Here is a 23,975-nt window from a genome sequence, read left to right on the forward strand (position 1 = left end):
CCCTCCAATAAAAAACCTGCATAGAATAAATTCTATACAGGTTTCAAAAATCCTTTTAGATTGTCAACAGCCCCATACAGGTCCCCTTTTTACCCAGCTCATTTTTTTACCATTACCGTTCCGCAATCATATCGTGAAGTGCCTGTTTCTTCGACGTAAACGCTGCCATGATATAACCAATATAAAAGATCATACCTGATAGGATCGTCGCAAAATAACGCCCTGCAGCCCTTCCAAACCCGATTCGTTCTCCATATAAATCCGTCACTTTAATATTCTGGAGTATTTTACCGACACTCCCTTTCCATTTAGAGGAATGCAACAAACTATAATAAAGAAAGCTAAGCATGGATAAAAATAAAGGATCCATTGTCTTTTCCTCTAATTCCATCGGCTCCACTCAAAAAAATACTCATAAAAACCGATAAGATTCCAGTAGGGATTCCTATTATAATTCCATCAATGATATTCGCGCCAAAGCGTAACCAAAATCCAGCATACAGCCCGCTTTTCTCTGGACTGTCAACAGCCGAAACTTCCATTTCAACACCTAGCACTCATAAATTCGGTATTTTTCCCATCATATAACTAACAGGTCAGTTGGGTATTTTCAGCTCTTTCGTGACCTTTTCCTTGGATTGAGCCAACCTTTTTTAACAAAGAATAAAAACATCATCAAGGCAATTCCGCCCATCATTCCAAGGATGAGGAAATAGCCATAGTGCCAATTCAATTCCGGCATATACTTAAAATTCATCCCATATACGCCTACTATGAAGGTCAGCGGCATGAAAATGGTAGTGATTACAGTCAATGTCATCATCGTTGAATTCATATTATTAGAGTTCACCGACAAATAACTATCCCGGATATCGGAGGAGAAATCCCTATAGGATTCCAGCATTTCAGTTAATTTAAGAAGATGATCATACACATCATTAAAATATAGGTGCTGGTCTTTTAAGTAATTCAGGCGCTCTGATGAAATCATCCTGTACAATAAATCACGCATCGGTAATATGGTACGACGGAGCCTGGACATATCCGTACGTAAATCGAATAGCTGATCCATCAAATCGTTTATCGTTTCATTTTCAGTATTGTCCTCAATGCTACCCAACTCGCCTTCTATTTTATAGACGGGAGGGAAAAATTCATCAACAATCCTGTCAATTATCCTGTGCATCAAGAAAAAGGGACCATGCTTCAACATTTTATTGTCAGAAATCTCTTCCCAGACCTTTTCAAGTTCAAGCATTTCTTCCTTATGAAAAGTGACTATCCATTTTTCTCCAACGAACATATCCAATTCAACCGCTCTAAAGATCTTTTGCCTGAGAGCATGTATTACAAGAAATTGGTAGTCCTCATAAAAATCCATTTTGGGACGTTGGTTAAAATCATCCAGGCAGTCTTCAATTGCCAGCGGATGAAAGTGAAAATGACTGGATAAAAGTTTGATTTCATTGTTTGTGGGATTGGAAAAATCCACCCAATACCACTCGATATCCGGATTATTCATTTCTGATAGAGGTAAACCGAAACTGATTTCTTGGTTAGTAGTAATTGCACAAGTCCTTATCATATGTATCAACCCTCAAAATTTTCTTATCATTCATTATACCTTTAATTCAATAATCTCAAAAAGTATTTCTCCCCCATCCAAACTAAATGATAAAATAGAATGAATCCGTCAAACATAGTACATAATCTCATGAAGTATGAAAAGGGAGGATATTCATCATGGAACATTTAATAAACCCTTTAGTAAAAGACGTTCAAATATCAGGGATCCGTAAATTCTACAATATGGTCGCTGATATCGAAGGCACCATTTCCTTAACGATAGGACAGCCTGACTTTCCCACTCCAATGCATATAAAAGAAGCGGCAAAAAAAGCCGTCGATAATGATTATACTGTTTATACTCACAATGCCGGTTATCTGGAATTAAGGGAAGCTGCCTCTGAATATGTAAAGGATAAATACAAGCTTGATTATGATCCAGCGAATGAAGTCATCGTGACCTCAGGTGCCAGCGAGGGCATTGACATTACCTTTCGAACGATTCTCATTCCAGGGAACGAAGTCATATTACCAGGGCCGGTATATCCAGGATACGAACCTATCATCAAAATGTGCGGTGCAACACCCATTTACGCCGATACAACAAAAAATGGATTTCGTTTGACTGCAGATATAATTGAAAAGTACATAACTGATCAAACTCGTTGCATCGTTCTTCCATATCCATCGAATCCGACTGGGGTAACATTGTCTGCCGAAGAATTATTGGACATTGCCGAACTTGTAAAGGGCAAGGACATCTTCATATTGGCTGATGAGATATACAGTGAACTTGTATTCGATCAGGAACATGTATCGATTGCCACTTTCTTAAAAGAACAAACCATCGTCCTGAACGGTTTATCCAAGTCCCATTCCATGACCGGGTGGAGAATTGGCCTTCTGTTTGCGCCAGTAGCCATCTCTCAGCATATTCTGAAGGTCCATCAATACAATGTGACTTGTGCCTCCTCCATATCGCAGAGAGCTGCCTTGGCTGCATTGACGGCAGGTAAGGATGATGCCATTCCCATGAAGACCGAGTATGCACGGAGACGGGAATACGTATACAGTCGATTACAAGCGATGAAACTGGAAATAGTCAAACCAAATGGTGCCTTTTACTTCTTTATAAAGCTGCCTGAGGGCTATACCTCTTCCATTGACTTTTGCCTCAATCTTGTCAAACAGGAAAGAGTGGCGGTAGTCCCTGGTGACGCTTTCTCTCCACTTGGGGAAGGGTACTTTAGGATTTCCTATGCCTATTCCATGGAAACACTGGAAAAGGCTTTGGACCGTATAGAAGCATTTTTATCTTGAGCGACTCGGACAAAAAAAGTGGCCTTCAATGGAATGATTGAGGGCCACTTTCCTATTCTCAAAGATTTCAGGCTACTGATGGTTTTTCACCAGGCGGGACAACTAATACAATCTCCGTAAAAAACGAATTTCCCGATATCCTTCTTCTTTATTTGTCGTGGTAAGGCTCACTTCAACGATGGAACCGAGTAAGTCAGCCATCACTTCTTCAAATTCCTTTGCGGAGCGCGGCTTAGAAAGACCTAAACTTTTCAATTCGCGCATCAGGATCTGGAAACCGGCATTCGTTTCAATATGACTGAATTTCACCGGCAAGATTAGCGGACTTTCATTCATTAATTTCAGATCCCAACGAATGGGCTTTGTTTGGTGAATGGTTTTTTCGCGTTTATAACCTTCAATCCTGACAATATATCGACCATCTTCTAATTCCTGGAATTTCATGTTGATATCATCGAATTCGCCCATATCGATCGCTCCTTTTTATAAAGGCTGTCGCTATCAGCTTATTCATGAAAAAGAAATACTAGCACTTAATTATAGTGTTTATATAATGCCTGGGTACCGCTATTTTCCTCGCCAGCTTCTGCCAGCCCCTCATATAGGGATTTGCTCAGGCTTAATCCAGGGGCCTCCATTCCCATTCTTTCCGCTTCGTCAAGTGCAATCTTCATATCCTTAATAAAATGCTTGATATAAAAACCTGGTTCAAAATCCCCTTTGACCATTCGCGGCACAAGGTTGGACAGTGACCAGCTACCGGCAGAACCCGATGATATGCTTCTTAGAACCCGGTCTGGATCCAATCCCGCCTTTTTGGCATAAGAAATCGCTTCAGTTACTCCGATCATATTAGATGCAATGGCGATTTGATTGCACATTTTCGTATGCTGTCCTGACCCAGCTGGGCCTTGATGTACAACATTGCTGCCAATAATATCAAAAATGGGCCGCACCGCTTCAAATGCCTCACTATCCCCGCCCACCATGATCGTAAGCTTCGCATCACGAGCACCGATGTCTCCTCCGGAAACCGGTGCATCCAATGATTGCATTCCTCTTTTCTTGGCTTCCTCTGATATTCTCATGGCCAAGGATGGAGTGGAGGTCGTCATATCGATTAAATGGGTTCCTTTTTTCCCATTCTCGATAAGCCCATTTTCTCCAAAATAAATTTCTTCCACATCGCTAGGGTATCCTACCATGGAAATGATCACATTAGCTAACTGTGCTATTTCCTTAGGTGAAGATGCCCACTTCGCGCCCTGTGAAAGCAATTCACTTGCCTTCTCTTTCGTCCTGGTATAAACAAATACCTCAAACCCTGCCTTTAGTAGATTTACGGCCATGCTATTTCCCATAACTCCTAAACCTATGAATCCGATAACTTCGTTTGATTTCGTCACTGCAAATTCCTCCCAATCATTTTGTTTCAAAAAACCTTAAATGGACTTTATCATTCCCCCGTCAACCAAATAGGACTGGCCGGTTAAATATGTATTCGCACCTGAAACAAGGAAAGTAACGAACTTAGCAAATTCCTCGGGTTCCCCGTAACGGGCAAGAGGGATTTTATTTATGGATTGTTCAGTTACTTTCTCGGGAGTGACACCTTGTTTCTCTGCATTCATTTTATCAAGGTGCTGAATGCGGTCTGTTGCAATTCTTCCAGGACCAACTGTATTGATCAAAATCCCGTCTGGAGCTAACTCGGAAGCAAGCGTCTTTGACAATCCCACGATTGCGGTGCGGAATGTATTCGATAATATCAATCCTGGAATAGGCTCCTTAATGGATGAAGATGCAATATTAACAATTTTTCCGCCCTGTTTTTTTAGATGCGGCAAGCTCTCACGGATCGTCCTGATGAAGCTTAATAAATTAAGTTCAAAGGATTGTTGCCATTCTTCATCATTGAAATCTGAAAATGAACCACCGGGAGGACCTCCGGCGTTATTAATAAGAATGTCGATACCGCCGAACTCCTCAGCTGTTCGCTCAACCAGGCTTTTAATATCTTCAGCTTTTGTTATATCCGTTGCCATATAAGCCACTTTACCCGCCCCAAGCTGTGATAATTCCCTTTGGACGGCGGCAAGCTTTTCTCCATCACGGCTGGCTATCATGACATTTGCTCCTTCTTTAACCAGTTCAGCTGCCATCGCCTTCCCCAAACCTTGGCTTGAAGCTAAAATCAAAGCATTTTTCTTTTTCAAATGTAGTTCCATATACTATCAATCCTCCATTTTCAATAAATAAATTATAATTCCATTATATCGTCATAATCGAAAAGTGAAAAATTTGAATAATCATTCCCGTGTTTTTTTATTTCCCTTGGAAAAACTCAAAAAAACTGCCGGTTGGATTAACCAACCGGCGACAAAGGGGGAAATGAGAATGTCAGCTGCCCTAATAGAGCCAAACAACTGTGCTTGCTTCTTATTTACCCCCATTTTGTTGCAATAAACATTCTTTCTAAAAAGATTTAAGAAAAATTACAGGACAGCACCCCAACCGAAGGGGATGGGGTGCCGTTTGTCATTATTTATTGCTTCAAAGCGTTAATTACCGCTTCTTTCACATTATCATTCGTATCCAGCACTAAAACTTCTTGAGATAGTTTTTTCATCTCTTCAAGTGAAAGTTGGCTGATTAAAGAACGTGCTTTTAAAATAGAAGTGGCACTCATTGAGAATTCATCAAGGCCCATTCCGATCAAGACCGGGATGGCCACTTCATCTCCAGCCATCTCACCGCACATTCCGGCCCATTTCCCTTCTTTATGAGCTGCATCTATAACCATTTTAACCAGGCGTAAAATCGCTGGATTATATGGTTGGTATAAATAAGATACTCTCTCATTCATTCGGTCAGCGGCCATCGTATACTGAATCAAGTCATTGGTACCTATGCTGAAGAAATCGACTTCCTTAGCAAATATATCAGCCATTACTGCAGTTGAAGGGATTTCAACCATAATTCCGACTTCAATTTTTTCAGCAACTTGAACACCATTATCAAGCAATTCCTGTCTAACTTCAGCCAAGACGGCTTTTGCTTCGCGGAATTCGCCTAGTGTCGCAATCATTGGGAACATGATTTTCAAATTTCCGTAGATGCTTGCACGAAGCAGGGCACGGAGCTGTGTCCGGAAAATCTCCTGCTCATTTAAGCAGAGGCGAATCGCTCGGTATCCAAGGAAAGGATTCATTTCCTTAGGAAGCTCTAAATACGGCAACTCCTTGTCTCCGCCTATGTCAAGCGTTCTGACGACTACAGACTTTCCTGTCATTCCTTCCAGCACCGCTTTGTATGCTTCGAACTGTTCTTCTTCACTTGGAAAGTCATTTCTGCCCATATAAAGAAATTCCGTACGGTATAACCCGATGCCTTCACCGCCATTTTGATGAACGCCTTCTAGATCTTTCGGCGTACCAATATTTGCAGCCAATTCCACATGATGTCCATCTTTTGTAACCGTTTGTTCATGGACCAGTTTCGCCCACTCAGCCTTTTGCAAAGCATAGGCTTCCTGGTCCTCTTCGTAGCGTTTTACAAGTTCAGGAGTAGGGTTGATGTGCACTTCACCTTTTAACCCGTCAATAATGACCAAGTCACCATTTTCGATGGACGAGGTTACTGACTTTGTCCCAACGACTGCTGGAATTTCCAATGAACGCGCCATTATGGCTGAATGGGATGTACGTCCACCGATATCGGTCGTAAAACCTTTGACGTAAGCCGGATTCAACTGTGCTGTATCGGATGGAGTCAAATCCTCCGCAATGATGATCACTTCTTCAGCAATCATGCTTGGATTTGGAATATGAACACCTAAAAGATGTGACAATACCCGTTTGGTGACGTCTCGGATATCTGCTGCACGTTCCTTCATGTATTCATTATCCATTTGTTCAAACATCGTAATGAACATGCTTGCGGTTTCATTTAAGGAGAACTCAGCGTTGACGTTTTCTGATTGTATTTTATCCTGAATTGGAGTTATAAGTTCCGGATCAGCCAAAACAAGCAGGTGCGCGTCAAAAATAGCGGCCTTATCGGCCCCTAAGTCCTTTTCGGCTTTATCCCTGATTATCTCCAATTCAACTGTTGACTTTTGAATAGCATCCTTAAAACGGGATATTTCGGCCCCGACATCTTCTATGCTTCTTTTTTCAATCGATAGATCTGGCTCAGTCAGCCGGTAGGCTTTAGCGATGGCTATTCCGTTTGAAGCTGCTATTCCACTAATCAAAGTGGACATTATTCTGCTAATCCTTCTCTGTTCAATGTTTCAGCAAGTGTGTTCAGTGCATCATTTTCATCGCTTCCTTCAGCAGAAATCGTAATCTCTGCCCCTTTGCCAATTCCTAGTGACATTACACCCATAATGGACTTAAGGTTCACTTTTTTCTCTTTATAAGAAAGGTTTATTTCTGAATCGAATTTTCCTGCAGCTTGTACAAGCAATGTAGCCGGACGAGCATGAATTCCTGTTTCTGCAGTTACTGTAAATGTTTTTTCTACCATATAAATCAATCTCCTTTAAGATAAATTAAAAAAATTAGGTTATGTAAGGGATTTTCTCTATCCAATCAGGAAAGAAATGAAAAAACCCTTTTCCTTATCAGAATAGCATTATCATTCCCAACAAACAAACCAAAACTATCTGGTACCTAAAAAATAGTACAAAAATATAGATAGAACTGCAACTATTACTTTTCAGATTCTTCAATGATTAAATGGACAGCTGTGCATTTTTGGTGAAAAAAGCTCTGAAACTCAGCATAATGAAAAGGACAACTGTTAATGAAACACTCCCGAGAATCCCAATAAGTATGGCAATCTGGTATTCAATTGCGATGAGCGGGCTTATCCCCGACAGGATTTGCCCTGTCATCATTCCGGGAAGGAAAATAATCCCCATTCCGAGCATATTGTTCAAAGTTGGGAGTACGGCCGAATCGAATGCAGCATCCACATATTTCTTCACGGCCCTCGCCGGTGTCGCTCCAAGCATTAACATCGCTTCTACCTTTTCGCGATTACTGCTAATCCCATCATGGAGGTTTTTAAGCGCTAATGTCACTCCAGTCATCGCATTCCCCACGATCATCCCTGCTATTGGAATGAAATACCTTGGCTCATACCAAGGCGTGAAATGGATCACGACCAGATTAAAATAAAACAGGGCGGCCATGGGACCTGTCAACATACTTAGGATAACCATCCTTTTGATTTTCTCATTAAGCGTATAGGGCACTTGCTTAAAAATATTATGGATGGAGAACAGAGCCATTGCACATAGAAACCCTATAGAAAGTAAAGGGTGGGGATTTTCAAAGATATATGTCAAAACGTAACCGGCAAGAATGAGTTGGACCGTCATCCGTATCGTGGCTAGAATGATTTGCTTTTCCCTTGAAATCCCTCGCCATTTCACGATAATGAGCAGAACTACAACAAAGAAGTAGGCCGCACAAAGACGCCAGAACTCAATATCTATTATCCCATTCCCCTCCATTAATAGTCACTCCCCTTCACCTTTTTCAGGACGATCATCTTTTCAGCACAGATGTCCGCTAGTTGTTTTGAATGCGTTATCATGATGACCGTTCCTTTTTCCCGTTTTACTTCTTCTAAAAATCGGCTCATGATCCTCAGTTCGGTTTCCTCATCAAGAGCTGCTGTCGGCTCATCCAGTAAATACACTTCGGGTTTCAATAAAAGTAACCTCGCCAGTGCGAGCCTCTGTTTCTCCCCGCCAGAAAGATTCTCCGTTCCCTCGTCTAATGACTTCTGTAACTCGACGGTTTCAAGCGCCTTCACCAATTCGGATTTTTTCTTTTTTTTCCGTTCTGTCAATTCCAGGCCCAGCTGGAGATTTTCTTCAATCGTTCCGGGTAAAGTGAACGATGTCTGAGACAGCATTGTGACTTTACGCCGGAGCTCTATTGGGTTGAATTTATCCAGCAACTGATCTTGATAATAGATCGAACCGCTATCCGGGTCATCCATCCTGTTCAATAATCGGAGCAATGAGGTTTTTCCTGCTCCGCTTTCCCCAGTCAAACAAGTAACCACACAAGCGGATATTTCCAACTCATCAATATGCAGAATCCCTTTATACCTAATATTTTCAAGCCTAAACATCATTTTTCACGCCTGCCTCTCATATTCCACCCTATCATTATAAGAAACTATCATGATAGGGAGTAGCGATCCATGTAAAAATTTTTATGATTTTTCATTTTCTTTCCCTTTTTTATAGGTTAGTATTATTCCTGCCGAATATATCCATGACGGACATGGAAAACACCTTTGAAATGGAGGAACTTATCATGAACAAAAATTCCTTTTTACATTCTTATCTGTATGTTTTTTTCCTTACTGCCATTTGCCTGATCTCTTTGTCTGGCTGCCAGGCCGCATCAGATAACCTGATTAATGAATCCAAACAGGATGATTCGTTGGTAAATGAAGACATCCAATCCAAAACGGATTCTTCCAAAGAAGAAAAAGGCAAGACATTCACAGCCAAGATCGTCAGGGTTGTTGACGGAGATACAGTAAAAATCAAAATGACTAACGGAAATGAAGAAACGGTCAGGCTCCTTTTGGTAGATACCCCGGAAACCGTGCACCCTTCCAAGCCCGTTCAGCCTTTTGGACCTGAAGCAAGCAAGTTCACCAAGGATTTAATGCCTGCTGGTTCTAAAGTGGAAGTAGAAACCGGCATTGGTGAAAGAGATAAATACGGCCGGCTGCTTGCCTATTTTTATGTTGATGGAAAAATGGTGAATAAGCTCCTGCTTGAAAAAGGACTGGCCAGGGTAGCCTATGTATATGCACCGAACACTAAATATCTTGATGAATTTGAAGATATTCAGAAACAAGCCCAAAAAGACGAAATCGGTATATGGTCAATTGAAAACTATGCAACTTCAAGAGGGTTTGATGATTCGAAGCCCGGGGAAAAATCAGAGGAAAAAACCACTGTGAACTCATCTTGCAGTAACCCAAAAATTAAAGGCAATATAAATTCTAAAGGCAATAAAATATATCACATTCCTTCGGGCCAATATTACGAAATAACTAAACCAGAAGAAATGTTTTGTACCGAGCATGACGCACAGGATGCTGGATTCCGAAAATCGCAGAGTTAACAAAAATAATGGTTTTATCAATATGCCTACTTTGGAAATTGCAATAGAAATGTTCAGGGGGATACATAATGAAATACAACAGGAATGAAGCTTGTCAGCTTTTCTCCCCCACTTCCTGGTTTTTTTCAAAATAATAAAAGTGCCCAATATAGATAATGAAAGCCAAAATGGGACATGCCCGTTCTCGATATCAGCCTCCGTGGAGTAACCCAGTGTTATCCATGTGAACGGAGACTTTGAGCTATTGCTGACGTTTATACTAAATGATGCTTGCGAGGAAAAGTATCTGTAAAAGAAAAGCACATCATCTTCATATGAATATAGGTTTAACTTGAACGAAAATGAAAACGAGAAGGAGTCACCATTAAAGAACTTAAAATCTTTCGAAGAAGAATTGGCACATCCACTATCCGGATGTGTTTTTCTTTTGATCATCCCCACGCTCAAAACACTTTCAATACTCCCGAATCTCCCTTTTCCTTTCAATTTAGTTTCTGGTTCACGCCTGATAACCCACTTTTCATCCCATACATTTTTCCGTTATGCCATTTCGCAATAGCCTAACGGATCATTTATGGTAGAAGGACCCGGGAATACTGAAAGTGCGCTTTCTAAAGGTAGCTGCTTAATGGATGATTTCTCAGCTCTAAAGACTGAATTCACCCCTATGATCCATCATATTATCCGTTCACTTTCCATCTATAAAAATAAGGAAGAATATTTTCAAGTAGGATTGATTGCTTTATGGGATTCATTTAGAAGTTTCAATGAGGAATACGGACAATTCTCTAACTATGCCTACACAGTAATCAAAGGCAAAATCCTGAATGAATTGAAGCATCATCATAAATATGAAGCCCACAGCAAACCATTTGATTCCACCATACTAGAGATTAAAGATCCTTTTTCAATGCACGAAGAGGCCTTCGCCATCGAAAGCATCTTACACTATACTGAAGGCTTGACATTGAATCAGCAACGCTGGCTTTTGCAAACCTACCTGAAGAATAAAACAGTGACTGAAATTGCTGAGTTATATCAAGTCACTACAGCATCTGTAAAATCGTGGAGAAAGTCCACTTTAATTAAATTAAGGAAGCAAATGATTTTCCACTGTAAATAATAATAGGGTGGCCCAGTCATGAGCCACCCCAATATATCCGGGCATTAACTTCTCGCTTCTTCTAAATACGTATAAATTATCACACCGTTATGTTGAGCATTCCCCCGAAAATGTTTAAAGTCGTCCCTTTTTACAAGAACCTCACGAAAAGCTAAAAATTCTTCCTTTGTTATCCTGAATTCATCCATTTCCCGATTTGCCAGTTTATCGAGTACATCTTTTGCTTCTTCAGCATTCATAATATTATCCTCCTTAATTATCAAATGTTCTATCCATATTCATACAGGAGAAATTCCGTTTTCATTTTATCATAAACATGCCGCTTAATATAAATCGGAATTTTTTAAGGCCCTCTTGCTACATTATTCTTTACGAATGCTTTAAAATAGTGCAAACTGTATAGTAAAATATCATAATGTAAAATGTTTGGCATTTTTTGTACATAGGATTACATACTGGTATGCATAACTGCGCTCTCAAGATATACCAAATTATGCCACATCATTACAACTGCTCCATACAAGAATTGCACCTCCTTTAACAGTTTAGCTTACTGTACCGACAGAAGAGAATCTAATCTCTTACTTGCACTCCCCACGTCAATATCTAAACGGCAAGATGTTCGAATAATCCAATTACTCCATAGTTTGATCATTGGAAACGAAATGGGAAAGGATGATAACCATGAAGAAAGCGGAAGTTGGAAATATCATTGAATTTAGAGAAGGCTTAAAAGGAATCGTCGAGAAAGTGAACGAGAACTCAGTAATCGTGGACGTCACGTATATGGAAAATTATCGTGATTTGGAACTTGAACAGAAGACCGTCGTCAACCATAAAAATTATAAAATCATAGGATAAGTCAATGTAAACAAACGGGATGGTTTCTTAATGACCATTCCGTTTTCACTTTTTAGAAGCATGCCAATTCATTCTCCTGCTTTTTTGTAACAATATTCACTCCATACCGTCTATTTCATTAAAGGTCCTGCATTTGTGATTGCGGGGATATCTATTATATGAATTTTTATTTCTATCAGAGAGATGAGGGAAAAGAAATGACTAGTTGGGCACGTTCTATTGGCTGTGCCGCATTCGCCGCTTTGCTGACTGGCTGCGGTATGACCACAGACAAAAATGCAGGTGGGCCACAGGGAGATTCAGTAAACGAGGAGAACGAAAGCAATTCTTCTCAAGGTGGCCATGACGGAAACAACAACAAAGTAAGACTGATGGAGCAAAACCTGCAATATACAAGTAATGGGAAAGCAATAGAAAAAACAGCGTTCTTAAAAAGAAGTGATAATCAAACGTTCAGCCTCTATGTTTTGCAACAATTTAAATTAAGTGCCGAAGAACCTGGAAAGGATATTATTTTCCTGACTGAAGATGACTCCATTTATATGAGAATCGAATTGTTGACAGCGGATGTCAATTGGGATGAGGTGGAAGAAAATGTTCATACCCAGCTGAAAAGCCATTCAAAAACGATTAGGGATCCGGCACTTGATATAGAGAACGGCGCGGGATTTGAAGTCGAAAGTGGGGATGATGTGATCACTTCCATATTGCTCAAGGATGAGAAAGCACCCGTCCGCTTAACTATTTTCACGAAAAAAGATATGGATTTCCGGGATGCTTTTCTAGAAATGGCTAAGACGCTTATGAAAGGATGAACCCCCATTTCCCCTGGGACGGAGGGCAAATATCTTGCCCCCGTACTTCATTACTTCTTTCCTGCCTTGCTTTTCCAGACCAGAATTAAAAAAAGCAGGCTTATGTATCCAAAAATCGGATAAATGTATCCTAATAACCTTCCATATCCGAATTCACTAATGATCAAAGCTATAAAAAAAATCACAGCTATGATTAGCATGCTTGGCAATTTGATATAATTGCTGATTTGCCTTTGTAATCCATATATGTTTCCGATGACCGAAGTGAATATCTCCCCGTAGATCACCAAAATGAACATCCAATATAATTGACCGGCTGCCGTTCTCATAATAACTGCCGAAGGAATTTCATAACTATTCACGTCAGGAAGTGTCATAAGTGAAAAATGCCCAGATAATAAAATGATGGTTAGGAATATCCCCCCAAGGATTGCTCCATGTTTAATGACCTTCTCATCCCGGACTTCATAAGCCACCGGAACCAGCACAGCCTGTGCCAAAGCAAGATTAAAGGCTGTATAGGCAAATGGTGACAAAATCACTTTCAAGGTAATCACTTCATCGGGAACTTTAGTAAGGGTCTTGAAGAAATCCCCATTTCCCAAAGTCGAGAAAAAAAGGATCAAACTAAAACAGATCATGATTGGTACTACAAAAGAGTTTACAGTGAATACACCGCGCATACCCATCATCAAGACCAAGGATGCCAGGATGATCGTAGACCAGCTTCCTATACTTTTCGGCACGCCAAGTTGTTCCTCGAAAACGGCGCCTGAACCGGAAATCATGACAGCCGTCACCCCTAGCAGCATGATAAGGAAAAAGATATTGATGATTCCTGCTATTTTCTTTCCAAAAAGAAATTCATTGAATTCCTCATAAGAAGATGCTCTGATTCTTGCGGAAATGAGCATGATTTTCGTTCCAGTAAAAATGAAAATATAACCTGCTATTAAAATACCAATAAAGCCATAAAAGCCATAACGGGTAAAAAACTCAACAATCTCTTTTCCAGTTGCAAAACCTGCACCGACGACTGTGCCTACATATACCGCTGCAATCTGAAAAATCCCTGACCACCTTGACAGCATACTCTCCCCTCCTCCCTACATTTATATGTAAGGAAGGGACATTTAAGACAAGCCAAGCAATATTCCTTATGTCAGCTGTTTTTTACCATGACTTAAAGGCATTAAAGAAAAAGTTCTCTCCATCATTGCACCCTATTCACCTCTTATGCATTTCCCTAAGACTAAAAGCAGTTGATTTGTATGTGCCCTGCCTAACTTCCTGAATGTGATGAAAGATTAAAAACGCTTAAGGAGTAATTCTCAAGCGTTTTTTTAAAAGCATTCAATTTATTACCGTATCATATAAAATCTCATCTTTTATAATGCTTTATCATCGACAGTTGAAAGCCATTCGTCTATCACCTTTACAACGGACTGAACAGTACCTTCAACAAATGGGGATTTCAAATTCGCAGATTCAATGAGACCAAGGAAAGATTTGCTGCCTCCAAGTTGGCACAGGTTCAAATAATCCCTCCAAGCCGTTTCATCTTTTTCAGCCGACCTTTTCCAAAACTGGAAAGCGCAAATTTGAGCCAATGTATAGTCGATATAATAAAAAGGTGCCTGATAAATGTGGCTTTGCCGCTGCCAATACCCACCATTCTCCAAGAATTCATTCCCTTCATAATCACGATGCGGCAAATATTCCATCTCGATCTTACGCCAAGCCTGCTTTCTTTCAATTGGGGAGGCATCAGGATTCTCATAGACAAAATGCTGAAATTCATCAACGGCTACCCCATACGGGAGAAATGTAAGTGCACCACTTAAATGGGAAAACTTATACTTTTCCGTATCTTCCTTAAAAAATAGCTCCATCCATGGCCAGGTTAGAAATTCCATACTCATCGAATGGATTTCACACGCTTCATAGGTAGGCCAATAATACTCTGGAATGTCAAGATTACGGCTGCGATACACTTGGAATGCATGGCCTGCCTCATGTGTTAAAACATCTATGTCCCCCGAAGTCCCGTTGAAATTTGAAAAGATGAATGGAGCTTTATAGTCTTCTATAAAAGTACAGTAGCCCCCGCTTTCTTTTCCTTTCTTCGCCACAAGGTCCATCAGGTCATTATCGATCATAAAGTTGAAAAACTCATTCGTTTCAGGTGAAAGCTCTTGGTACATCTTTTTCCCATTTTCGATGATCCACTGAGCATCGCCTTTTGGAACGGCATTACCCGTTCTGAAATGAAAATTCTCATCATAATAGTTCAAATTCTCCAAGCCAAGCCGTTCACGCTGACGGCCCTTCAGTCGAGTTACAAGCGGTACCACTTCTTCTTTCACCTGCTTGCGGAAAGCAGCAGCCATTTCAGCATTATAATCAGTCCTTGTCATTCGATAATACCCAAGCTCCACGAAGTTTTCATAACCTAGCGCTATCGAAATCCCATGCCTCACCTTGACAAGTTCATCGAATATACGATCCAAATCCTCCTGCTTTTCTTCAAAGAAACCGTAATATGCTTTACTTGCATTTTTCCTTAACTCACGGTCCGCCGACTCCATAAAAGGCTGAAGCTGCGCAAGTGTTAGCTCTTTTCCATCAAAGTGAATTTTTGCAGAGGCAATTAATTGCGAATATTCACTTGACAATTTATTTTCTTTTTGCAGTTGCGGTATGATTTCGGGCGAAAATGTTTTAAGCTGTGCCTCTGCCAAGTCAAATAGTTGATTTCCCCATTTCCCCTCAAGCTCCTGACGATATTTCGAGCGGACGAGTTCTTTGTAAAATTTTGATGTTAACTCTTCCATTTCAGGGGAGAATTCATCTAAATAATCATTCTCCGCTTTATAAAATTCATCATTGGTATCAATGGAATGTCGAATATAGACCAAATTAAACATCGTACCCACATAATTTCGAATTTCACTTATTTCTTCCATGGATTTTATTTGTGCAGCAGCATTTTCAGCGTCCGTAAACTTTTCCAAGGCCTTCATGAACCGGGTTTTAATCTCATCCATTTCAGGACGTCTATACTCATACTCATTAAATTTCATATATACACTCCTTTTCACGATATAACAAGATTTTTTTTTGACTGTAAAATCCGGATTAACGTCAAGACACATTCTTCATTATCGCGGTTATCGTAATATAATTTAATTCGCCACAGTGTTAGTAAAAACCTTCATGTCCTTTGAACAAATTAAGGTTGTACCAGCATTGCACAACATCCAATTAGACATAAAAAACCAGCACCTGCAGTAAAATCGGGGTGCTGGTTCTTAAGCTAATTTTGAGCTGAATATCCAATCTTCTTAAGTAATTCTATCACGGTGGCCTTTTCATCTTGAGTAAGTACACTCATGATATCATCGATTCTTTTTTCATGCTCAGGAAATACTCCTTCAATAAAGGCCTTTCCTTTATCCGTTATTTTTGCAAAGGTTACACGGCGATCCTCTTTACATGCTATTCTCTGTAGATATTCCTTCTGTTCAAGTTTATCCACGACATAGGTAATGCTGCCGCTCGCTAGCAGGATTTTTCCGCCTATTTGCTGAAGAGGCTGATCGCCTTTATGATAAAGTAATTCCAGTACGGCAAACTCAGTTGGATTCAAACCTTCTTCGGCTATATGTTTATTCACCACATCATTAATTGATCGATGAGCTCTAGACATCACAATAAACAGTTTCAAAGACTGTTGGATGTTATTATTCTCCATAACTTCACAACCTTAAAGTTTTTAATTAAAATATCTTGAATTAAAAGTTATTATATGGCATTATGACTTTTTTGTCAATCTGCTCTGTTAGTATGCACTATTGTTTAATCACTCAGTTTGATATACTTGAAAAAAAAGTTAAAGTAGTGACGAACATGAAAACAAGGCATAAATTCACCACATATCTACTTATTGTTATTCTACCATTAATTATTCTATCCATCATTTATTGGATGTATTTAGAACGTTCCATTCAAAAAGAAAGACGGGAACAAGCTGTATGGGCGGGAACGGTTTATCAAGAATACATAGATCAAGTTATCAGTGAAACAAAGGAAAACCTTGAGCTGCTTAGCCTTAGCAGTTCTGTTCTTTATATGGATGATAAAAAAACCGAACACCTTATGAAATGGATCAAAGATACAGATTCCAGGTATGCCGGAGTATATTGGCTAAATCAGGATGGCGTTTCCATCTCGGGGACGAATAAACATTTCAATAATTACCATTTAATTGAACAGGATGATATAAAGCGTGCAGTAAAAACTCAAAAAGCCGTTGTTGTAGGAACCCAGGAGCTGTATGACCCGGATTTCAATTATTTTTCCATTTTTGCTCCCATTCTGGATCATGAGAAAAAGGCGCAAGGGTTTTTATTGGCACATATTAGGCTGGATCATATGGAAAAAATATTAAAAATGCTCAGCCCTGGTCATACCTTTAGATTGGAAACAAGCGATAAAACCCGAATTTTAGATATAAATGCCGAAGAATTTACTGAACATCCAACATGGGTGGATGTTCCTTTAACCGAAGTGGACTGGAAACTGTCCGTGAAGATACCTGACAAGATTAACACAAATAACATGAATGTCTTTTTAATGCTTGTCTTTTTCACCTTCTTCTTTACTCACATAATCTATACCGTCGTGGAGGAACTGATCGTACGCAGAAATACGAAAAACCAAAAGTTATTAAACGATAAACAAAAAATAGATTTTGTCGGCACATTGGCTGCTAGTACTGCACATGAAATAAAAAACCCACTAACGGGCATAAAGGGACTGGTACAGTTACTGGTTGAAAAACATCCTGAAGAACAAGATCAGTTTTATTACTCTGTCATCATGAAGGAAATTGAACGGATCAATAGTATCGTCAGCGAGTTTTTGATTTTAGGGAAACCCATGGTCCAGACCTTATCCTTATATGATATTCGCAGTATCATTGCCGAATTGAGACCAATAATAGAATCAGAAGCACGTCACTTCAATATTGAAGTGGAATGGAATATCGTAAAGGAACCGATCCTGGTTCATTGTACAAAGGACCAACTCAAACAGGTCATTCTTAACATTGCCAAAAACGGATTCGAGGCCATGGAAGTTGGAAAAAAGTTAAGGATACGAATCCACCATGAAAATGAACGGGCTAAAATCATAATCATCGACACCGGGCAAGGACTGAATGAACAAGATATCGGTAAAGTGTTCGAACCATTCTATACATCGAAAAAGGAAGGAACCGGATTAGGACTTTTTGTGTGTAAACGAATAATTGAATCTTTTAACGGAACCATCGAGCTTACAAGTAAACCTCTCAACGGTACAACCGTGACAATCAGCCTACCACTAATTAATGACCATCCTTAGTAATGCATTGAGGAGTTTCATTTATAAATGAAGCCAGGACTAACGATTCCGATTTTTTTAAAGGTGTCATGCATACGTACCTTATCGAATCTATTTTAATTATGGAATGGGTAAAATTCTTAATCAGGAAGAAGGAAATATACATATGGGACGCATCGCTGCCATTAAAGCAAAACCCCAAAAACAAGATATGACTCTGAAAATCATGATCATCATAGGCATATGCCATTTAATGAATGATTCTCTTCAAGCCGTTGTACCGGCCATGTTCCCAATCCTCGAGAAATCAATGTCTCTAACGTATACTCAGCTGGGGATGATTGCATTCTGCCTGAATATCGTCTCATCCCTTCTGCAACCCGCAGTTGGGTTCTATACTGATAAAAAGCCCCTTCCTTATGCATTGCCCATTGGATTGACCAGTACATTAATTGGGGTCATCATTCTTGCAATTGCCCCAAACTATACCATAATCCTTGGTGCAGTCATCTTGATGGGCTTTGGATCAGCCATTTTCCATCCGGAAGGCTCTAGGGTTGCCTACATGGCAGGCGGCCCCAAAAGAGGCCTGGCACAATCAATTTATCAGGTAGGCGGGAATAGCGGGCAGGCCCTTGCCCCACTCATCACAGCCATCGTGCTTGTTCCATTTGGTCAAAAAGGTGCACTCTGGTTTGGCCTAGTTGCCTTAACGGCCGTTATCCTATTGCTGTATATTGCCAAGTGGTATTCTCAAAAATTAGTTCATTTCCAGCCTAAAAAGGTTGCGGCAAAAGTAATCAATAAAGAGCGGTCCCATAAAGTGGCCAAAGCCTTGGTATTAATTTTATTCATTATATTTGCCCGTTCCTGGTATGTATCATGCATGACGAACTTTTATAGTTTTTATTTAATCGAGCAGCATTCATTTACGATAAAATCCGCTCAGATTTTCCTATTTGCCTTTTTAGCCGCTGGAGCTGTAGGTACGTTTTTCGGTGGCCCGCTTGCGGATAGATACGGTCGCAAAAATGTGATTCTCTTTTCGTTCGCTGCCAGTATGCCATTAACCGCACTTTTACCATTCGTACCACCTACAGCCGCTTTTATCCTATTATTGATGGCAGGCTTCATTATAATGAGCAGTTTTTCTGTCACAGTAATATACGCACAGGAATTGGTCCCGGGAAAAGTCGGAACAATGGCCGGCTTGACTGTAGGGTTAGCCTTTGGAATGGGAGCCATTGGATCCGTTTCACTGGGTGCCATTGCTGATATAATCGGGATCGAATCCATGATTAAGCTAGTGGGATTCCTGCCATTGCTGGGGATCATCAGCGTATTGCTGCCGACTGATCTAACATTGAAAAAATGGTATGCAGAAGAATGATACAGATCATTCATGCATGACTGCAAAATGGGTGTTTCCTGGAACATATTTTTTTACCATCCCATACAATGAAGTATTGTTTAAGTTGATAAATAAGTTGATATGGACCATACAAAGGAGAAATTCATGAGTGGAGTTCTATTAGGCAGCATCCTATCTGCCATGTCTACAGGGTTCGGTGCGTTACCGATCTTGTTCATTCAAGATTCAATCACACATCGATTCAGAGACACGCTTCTGGCATTTACCGCTGGTATTATGATGGCTGCTTCGTTATTGAGCCTGATCCCGGAGTCTATAGCCACCGGAGGGTATATACAGCTTGTCATTGGGGTTTTTCTCGGCGTAATGACATTGACGATCATGGAGAAAAACATTCCGCATATCGATCTCAGCCATACGAAAAGTGGTATTAAGTTTGATGAAAAGGCTTTGCTTATCATCACTGCCATTACACTGCATAATATTCCTGAGGGCCTTTCTGTTGGTGTCAGTTACGCCTCTGATTCAGCTGATACAGGTAACTTGATCGCCTTTGCCATCGGCCTGCAAAATGCTCCGGAAGGTTTACTAGTCGCTTTGTTTTTAATTAATCAAAAAATCGGTAAATTCACTGCATTCCTGATAGCAACCTTAACTGGTACCATCGAAATAATTACGGGCTTATTGGGTTATTATTTAACCTCTTACATTGGGTTCCTGGTTCCTTACGGCCTAGCTTTCGCCGCCGGAGCCATGCTTTTCATCGTTTATAAGGAGTTGATTCCTGAAAGCCATGGGGATGGTAATGAACGCACCTCAACCTATTCCTTCATTGTTGGTCTTTTGTTCATGGTAATATTATTGGAAATTTTGTGATTTCCGGACCTGACAATGGCTGGCTCCATTATTTGGGTCAGCCTTTAGTTTTTATTTATCAGTGTTATCCACTCAGTTAAGTTCGACTTCTAAACTACTCCCGATGTTAGAAAGGACACCTTCTGGTGGCCTCCCCTCAATGTATGCCTCATACCCATAGGAATTTCAAAAGAAAATGATTGTCCTTTATATGAGTCTTTCTTGACATTATTTATGAAATGTTTGTAAAGTTCATTTCCATCAGAAAACGGTCACCTGATCATTAGCCCTAAAGGTGATTATCTCCAATACCGCCAATTTAAGAAGACATGGTGCATTCTCAGTTCCATTTAAATTGTAATATCATCATTAAAGGGCTTCTGTACAATAACAACCATTTCTTCGCGCTTATTTCTCACTTCCACTGACGAATGATGTTGAAGGATCAAATACTCATTTATAAGTTTATCAAGTTGCTCGCTTTGGCGAAGGGTAAACTCATGGCCTATTCCATACATTTTTGCCAGCTCCATCATTTCCCAACGCTTCATTTGAATCTCAGAACAAATTTCCGTTACACACCTAGAATTCATAACTGCATTCACTACTCCTGCCCTTTTAAAGTTACATCATAATAAAGAAGTATTACAAAATATGCCTTATATGTAAATAGATTCGCAAAAAAAGACAAAACTTCTTAAATTGCGATAAAGCTTGACCCTCCAGCAGACAGGATATGACGGAAATATCTAACCCATATTCCTCTTATAATGATTAGGAGGATTTGATATGAAGCCAGCTCCGAACCTCGATTCGAAAGTTCTCCCCTTTGATTTTTCACTGTTCGTTTCCTCTTAAATAATTCAGCAGTTTAACTCAATATCAAACCGGACAAATTTATCAAAAATGATAGTCCCTTTAATGTGAGCCCAATATTTTTTGGACAGGTACAACCTCAGTCGTGATTCCAAGATAATAATGATGGAAAACGGAAACTAAAAAAAGGAATCCATTGAATAAGGACCCCCATATACTATTAGGATTTTCCATACTTTTCTGGTTACTGGGCAAAGGTCTAGAACATTTCCACCTCTCACTCGAATGGCAAATATATATGAAAGCTCGTCCCTATATCTACTTCGCTTTCCACTTCTATAAAGCCCTTGTGCTCTTCAATGATTTTATAGCTGACCATTAGCCCCAGCCCAGTTCCCCTATCTTTCGTCGTATAAAAAGGTTCACCTAATTTTTTTAGCTTTTCCGTTGAGATCCCCATGCCTTGATCGGTAATAGAAATACAAATATATTTCTCTGAATATCGGGTTGTTTTAATTCGTACAGATCCGCCATCCGGCATGACTTCCAATGCATTTTTGATTATGTTAATGAACACTTGCTTTAACTGGTTCGCTTCACATAAAACCTTAAACTCATCTTCTTCGAAATCTGTCTCGAATTGAATATTTTCCAACAATGCCTGAGCGGCCAGTAATTCTAGCGTCTCTCTCAAAATGGTATGGACATCCTGTTTAAAAACTTTTAGCGCCTGTGGCTTTGCCAGTACCAAAAATTCCGTGATAATGGTTTCGATTCGCTTAATTTCAGATGTAATCACATGAAAATATGTGGAGAAATCTCCCTTAACACCATCCTCAAGCAACTGGATAAACCCTTTTAAAGCAGTCATTGGATTCCTGATTTCATGGGCAATCCCTGCAGCCAATTCACCAACGACATTCAAAGTATCTGATTTCCGGATCTGTTCCTGCATTTCGAGATTTTTACTCACATCACGGAAAATACTTAGATTCAAGTTCGAATATAAATTCTTTCTCGTTAAAAATTCAATATGCTTAATTGTTCCGTCTTCGAATGTTATCGGAATGATGGATGAGTAGACCTCATGCTTGTAAACATTATCAATATGTGCGTTCAAGGCAGGAACATTTCCAGGGATTTTCTCGATGAATCCCTTTACAGATAAAGAAAGCAGTTTACGCTTCGATATTTCCAATATTTCCTGACCCGCTTCATTAATATCCGTGAACCCTTCATGGTTCCATAAAATCAAGCCGTCTAATGTCCCCTCAAAAATCTTCCTGAATTTCTTCTCACTATCCCTTAATTCCTTCTCAATCAGCCAGCGTTCACTGACATTTCGAAATATCGTTACGTTATACCCATCACCTTCATGTTTTTTGGCAGTCAATTCAAGTAATTTTATTTGGTGATTCGGCATTTTATAAATCAGTTCCCCCCTCACTTGGGTGTCCCTTTCAAACGTTTCCATTATCTGCTCAAAATGATGTTTGTTGCTGTATACGTATTTCCAGATATAACTGCCTATCAATTCCTCTCTGCTTGATTCAAATATTTTACATGCTGATTGATTGACTCGAAAAATGATTCCGTCATCATTCCAGAATATGATTGCATCCATGGACTGGTCGAATAATTCCGCAAAAATCCGTTCGCTCGTCTCTAACTTCTTTTCTATTAAATTTGATTCTGTAATTCTTCGAAGCACCGACATGTATAATTCATTTCCTACCGCTGAGCTGATAGAAAAAGCAAAATGATGCCGCTCAACCCCGATCATTATCTCCACCTCTCCTTTGAAGTTCGACTCAACAAATGCTCTTTTTATGCTCTCGTCCCAATATGCCTTATAATCAGGGGAAATGAGGTCCCTCATATTCTTGCCGACAATCTCTTTTTTCGGGATGCCCATGACATGGATAAAAGCATGGTTCACTTCCATGATTATTCCTGAACCATCGAATAGGACGATGCTTTCTACGGCCGTATCAAAAAGGTCCAAAAACATCTGCCTTGACATTCTTGTTTCCCGGGATGATGAAAGATCCAATGTCACATCCCCTAAACGATAAAATTGCTGTCCTTCGGAAGGAGCCCCTATTGGTATAAACTCTATATGCTTTAGGGCACCGGTATGGAGCTGGATCATCTGTCTTTCACTTTCACTCGGCTTTTTTGGAGTACCGGACTCTTCCTGATCATTTAAAGGGCTAACCTCGAGAAAATCAGTTATCTTCATGGACAACAGCTGATTTTTCGATGTTTCCAGCAGTGCACAAGCGGCATCATTTACATAAGTGAGCCTTAGTTCCTCATCAACCCTAATATAAGGCTCTGGCATTGAATTGAAAATGTTCAAAAACCCTTCGATCTGTTTATTCAATTTTATAATTTCCTGTTTATTTTCCGTTTCATTCCCATAACCGATATTCATATTGACACCCCTTTTCAAAACCCATACTTATCAAACTTTATTCGACACCCATCTGGATTTTCCTCGGTATTATCGAAAATCCGTGCATTCATCGAAAACCTAAATTATCCTTTATGTCAAATAATAGTATGTTGAATCACTTAAAACTTAGCGTTAAGGTTAAGTTAATATTATTTTTATAAATTTTATAAATATTGATTTAGATCAATGTATTTAGGGTATAAGAAATAACAATGCTCTCTAGCTACCTTAAAAATTT

Annotated in this window: 24 protein-coding genes; 8 read left to right on the forward strand and 16 right to left on the reverse strand. The window is 39.8% G+C overall.

Annotated elements, in window-relative coordinates; genetic code table 11:
- Nucleotides 1-112: 112 nt before the first annotated feature.
- The 3 genes from ACFX4L_RS19610 to corA all read right to left on the reverse strand — a co-directional run bounded on the left by ACFX4L_RS19610 (nt 113) and on the right by corA (nt 1,585).
- Nucleotides 113-370 carry an RDD family protein gene (locus tag ACFX4L_RS19610; RefSeq protein ID WP_377382635.1) on the reverse strand — a complete coding sequence of 86 codons (258 nt, stop codon included), beginning with the start codon at nt 368-370 and terminating at the stop codon, nt 113-115.
- Nucleotides 342-542 (reverse strand): hypothetical protein, encoded by a 201-nt coding sequence (locus tag ACFX4L_RS19615; RefSeq protein WP_377405955.1) that lies wholly within the window; start codon nt 540-542, stop codon nt 342-344. Before ACFX4L_RS19615 ends, ACFX4L_RS19610 begins: the two co-directional genes overlap by 29 nt.
- Nucleotides 543-610: 68 nt before the next feature.
- Nucleotides 611-1,585 (reverse strand): magnesium/cobalt transporter CorA, encoded by a 975-nt coding sequence (gene corA, locus ACFX4L_RS19620; protein ID WP_284471357.1) that lies wholly within the window; start codon nt 1,583-1,585, stop codon nt 611-613.
- A 158-nt stretch (nt 1,586-1,743) separates the two neighbouring features.
- On the opposite strand from corA, the gene ACFX4L_RS19625 reads away from it, so the two are divergent.
- The gene (locus tag ACFX4L_RS19625) at nt 1,744-2,886 is read left to right on the forward strand and encodes an aminotransferase A (RefSeq protein WP_377382633.1); all 1,143 of its coding nucleotides are present in this window, start codon (nt 1,744-1,746) and stop codon (nt 2,884-2,886) included.
- A 102-nt stretch (nt 2,887-2,988) separates the two neighbouring features.
- Here ACFX4L_RS19625 and ACFX4L_RS19630 read toward each other — a convergent pair whose 3' ends face one another.
- From ACFX4L_RS19630 to ACFX4L_RS19660, 7 genes are all read right to left on the reverse strand, one after another.
- A complete protein-coding gene (locus tag ACFX4L_RS19630; protein WP_061462238.1) occupies nt 2,989-3,354 on the reverse strand; it encodes a hypothetical protein in 366 nt (121 codons plus the stop codon).
- A gap of 65 nt (nt 3,355-3,419) precedes the next feature.
- A complete protein-coding gene (locus ACFX4L_RS19635) occupies nt 3,420-4,322 on the reverse strand; it encodes an NAD(P)-dependent oxidoreductase (RefSeq protein WP_377405957.1) in 903 nt (300 codons plus the stop codon).
- Between the two features lie 6 nt (nt 4,323-4,328).
- The gene (locus ACFX4L_RS19640; protein WP_377405959.1) at nt 4,329-5,114 is read right to left on the reverse strand and encodes an SDR family oxidoreductase; all 786 of its coding nucleotides are present in this window, start codon (nt 5,112-5,114) and stop codon (nt 4,329-4,331) included.
- Nucleotides 5,115-5,431: 317 nt separating this feature from the next.
- Nucleotides 5,432-7,150 (reverse strand): phosphoenolpyruvate--protein phosphotransferase, encoded by a 1,719-nt coding sequence (ptsP, locus tag ACFX4L_RS19645; protein WP_377405961.1) that lies wholly within the window; start codon nt 7,148-7,150, stop codon nt 5,432-5,434.
- On the reverse strand, nt 7,150-7,416 hold the full coding sequence (locus ACFX4L_RS19650; RefSeq protein WP_061462235.1) for a phosphocarrier protein HPr: 267 nt from the start codon (nt 7,414-7,416) through the stop codon (nt 7,150-7,152). Before ACFX4L_RS19650 ends, ptsP begins: the two co-directional genes overlap by 1 nt.
- A gap of 208 nt (nt 7,417-7,624) precedes the next feature.
- Nucleotides 7,625-8,410, reverse strand: a complete 786-nt coding sequence (locus tag ACFX4L_RS19655; RefSeq protein ID WP_377382629.1) for an ABC transporter permease — start codon at nt 8,408-8,410, stop codon at nt 7,625-7,627.
- A complete protein-coding gene (locus ACFX4L_RS19660; RefSeq protein ID WP_377405963.1) occupies nt 8,410-9,042 on the reverse strand; it encodes an ABC transporter ATP-binding protein in 633 nt (210 codons plus the stop codon). The genes ACFX4L_RS19655 and ACFX4L_RS19660 overlap by 1 nt, the downstream gene beginning before the upstream one ends.
- Nucleotides 9,043-9,227: 185 nt before the next feature.
- On the opposite strand from ACFX4L_RS19660, the gene ACFX4L_RS19665 reads away from it, so the two are divergent.
- Both ACFX4L_RS19665 and ACFX4L_RS19670 read left to right on the forward strand, forming a co-directional pair.
- Nucleotides 9,228-10,052: a thermonuclease family protein gene (locus tag ACFX4L_RS19665; RefSeq protein ID WP_377382625.1), complete on the forward strand. Its 825-nt coding sequence runs from the start codon at nt 9,228-9,230 to the stop codon at nt 10,050-10,052.
- A 628-nt stretch (nt 10,053-10,680) separates the two neighbouring features.
- Entirely contained in the window at nt 10,681-11,175 is a 495-nt protein-coding gene (locus ACFX4L_RS19670) for a sigma-70 family RNA polymerase sigma factor (protein WP_176431871.1), read from the forward strand.
- Nucleotides 11,176-11,219: 44 nt separating this feature from the next.
- On the opposite strand, the gene ACFX4L_RS19675 is transcribed toward ACFX4L_RS19670, so the two are convergent.
- A complete protein-coding gene (locus ACFX4L_RS19675) occupies nt 11,220-11,414 on the reverse strand; it encodes a hypothetical protein (protein ID WP_061462231.1) in 195 nt (64 codons plus the stop codon).
- A 445-nt stretch (nt 11,415-11,859) separates the two neighbouring features.
- Between ACFX4L_RS19675 and ACFX4L_RS19680 the strand changes: the two genes are divergently transcribed.
- Together ACFX4L_RS19680 and ACFX4L_RS19685 are read left to right on the forward strand one after the other, a co-directional pair.
- Nucleotides 11,860-12,036, forward strand: a complete 177-nt coding sequence (locus ACFX4L_RS19680; RefSeq protein ID WP_064505160.1) for a YkvS family protein — start codon at nt 11,860-11,862, stop codon at nt 12,034-12,036.
- A 197-nt stretch (nt 12,037-12,233) separates the two neighbouring features.
- A complete protein-coding gene (locus tag ACFX4L_RS19685) occupies nt 12,234-12,851 on the forward strand; it encodes a hypothetical protein (RefSeq protein ID WP_377405965.1) in 618 nt (205 codons plus the stop codon).
- Nucleotides 12,852-12,901: 50 nt separating this feature from the next.
- Here the strand turns inward: ACFX4L_RS19685 and ACFX4L_RS19690 are convergent, their stop codons facing one another.
- From ACFX4L_RS19690 to ACFX4L_RS19700, 3 genes are all read right to left on the reverse strand, one after another.
- Nucleotides 12,902-13,942, reverse strand: a complete 1,041-nt coding sequence (locus tag ACFX4L_RS19690) for a YkvI family membrane protein (protein WP_284471367.1) — start codon at nt 13,940-13,942, stop codon at nt 12,902-12,904.
- A 297-nt stretch (nt 13,943-14,239) separates the two neighbouring features.
- Nucleotides 14,240-15,934, reverse strand: coding sequence for a M3 family oligoendopeptidase (locus tag ACFX4L_RS19695; RefSeq protein ID WP_318684397.1), 1,695 nt, complete (start codon nt 15,932-15,934; stop codon nt 14,240-14,242).
- Between the two features lie 233 nt (nt 15,935-16,167).
- Nucleotides 16,168-16,605, reverse strand: a complete 438-nt coding sequence (locus tag ACFX4L_RS19700) for a MarR family winged helix-turn-helix transcriptional regulator (protein ID WP_034314147.1) — start codon at nt 16,603-16,605, stop codon at nt 16,168-16,170.
- Between the two features lie 155 nt (nt 16,606-16,760).
- Between ACFX4L_RS19700 and ACFX4L_RS19705 the strand changes: the two genes are divergently transcribed.
- The 3 genes from ACFX4L_RS19705 (at nt 16,761) to ACFX4L_RS19715 (ending at nt 20,484) form a co-directional block, all read left to right on the forward strand.
- Nucleotides 16,761-18,257 carry an ATP-binding protein gene (locus ACFX4L_RS19705; protein WP_377382620.1) on the forward strand — a complete coding sequence of 499 codons (1,497 nt, stop codon included), beginning with the start codon at nt 16,761-16,763 and terminating at the stop codon, nt 18,255-18,257.
- Nucleotides 18,258-18,402: 145 nt separating this feature from the next.
- Complete coding sequence (locus ACFX4L_RS19710) at nt 18,403-19,626, forward strand: MFS transporter (RefSeq protein ID WP_061462226.1); 1,224 nt, start codon at nt 18,403-18,405, stop codon at nt 19,624-19,626.
- Between the two features lie 126 nt (nt 19,627-19,752).
- The gene (locus ACFX4L_RS19715; protein WP_377405967.1) at nt 19,753-20,484 is read left to right on the forward strand and encodes a ZIP family metal transporter; all 732 of its coding nucleotides are present in this window, start codon (nt 19,753-19,755) and stop codon (nt 20,482-20,484) included.
- A gap of 329 nt (nt 20,485-20,813) precedes the next feature.
- Here ACFX4L_RS19715 and ACFX4L_RS19720 read toward each other — a convergent pair whose 3' ends face one another.
- Both ACFX4L_RS19720 and ACFX4L_RS19725 read right to left on the reverse strand, forming a co-directional pair.
- Entirely contained in the window at nt 20,814-21,056 is a 243-nt protein-coding gene (locus tag ACFX4L_RS19720) for an aspartyl-phosphate phosphatase Spo0E family protein (RefSeq protein WP_318684406.1), read from the reverse strand.
- 500 nt (nt 21,057-21,556) lie between these two features.
- Entirely contained in the window at nt 21,557-23,716 is a 2,160-nt protein-coding gene (locus ACFX4L_RS19725) for a PAS domain-containing sensor histidine kinase (protein WP_284471370.1), read from the reverse strand.
- Nucleotides 23,717-23,975 lie beyond the last annotated feature (259 nt).

Origin of the sequence: Peribacillus sp. YIM B13482 (assembly GCF_042787975.1) — a bacterium.
GTDB lineage: Bacteria > Bacillota > Bacilli > Bacillales > DSM-1321 > Peribacillus > Peribacillus simplex_A.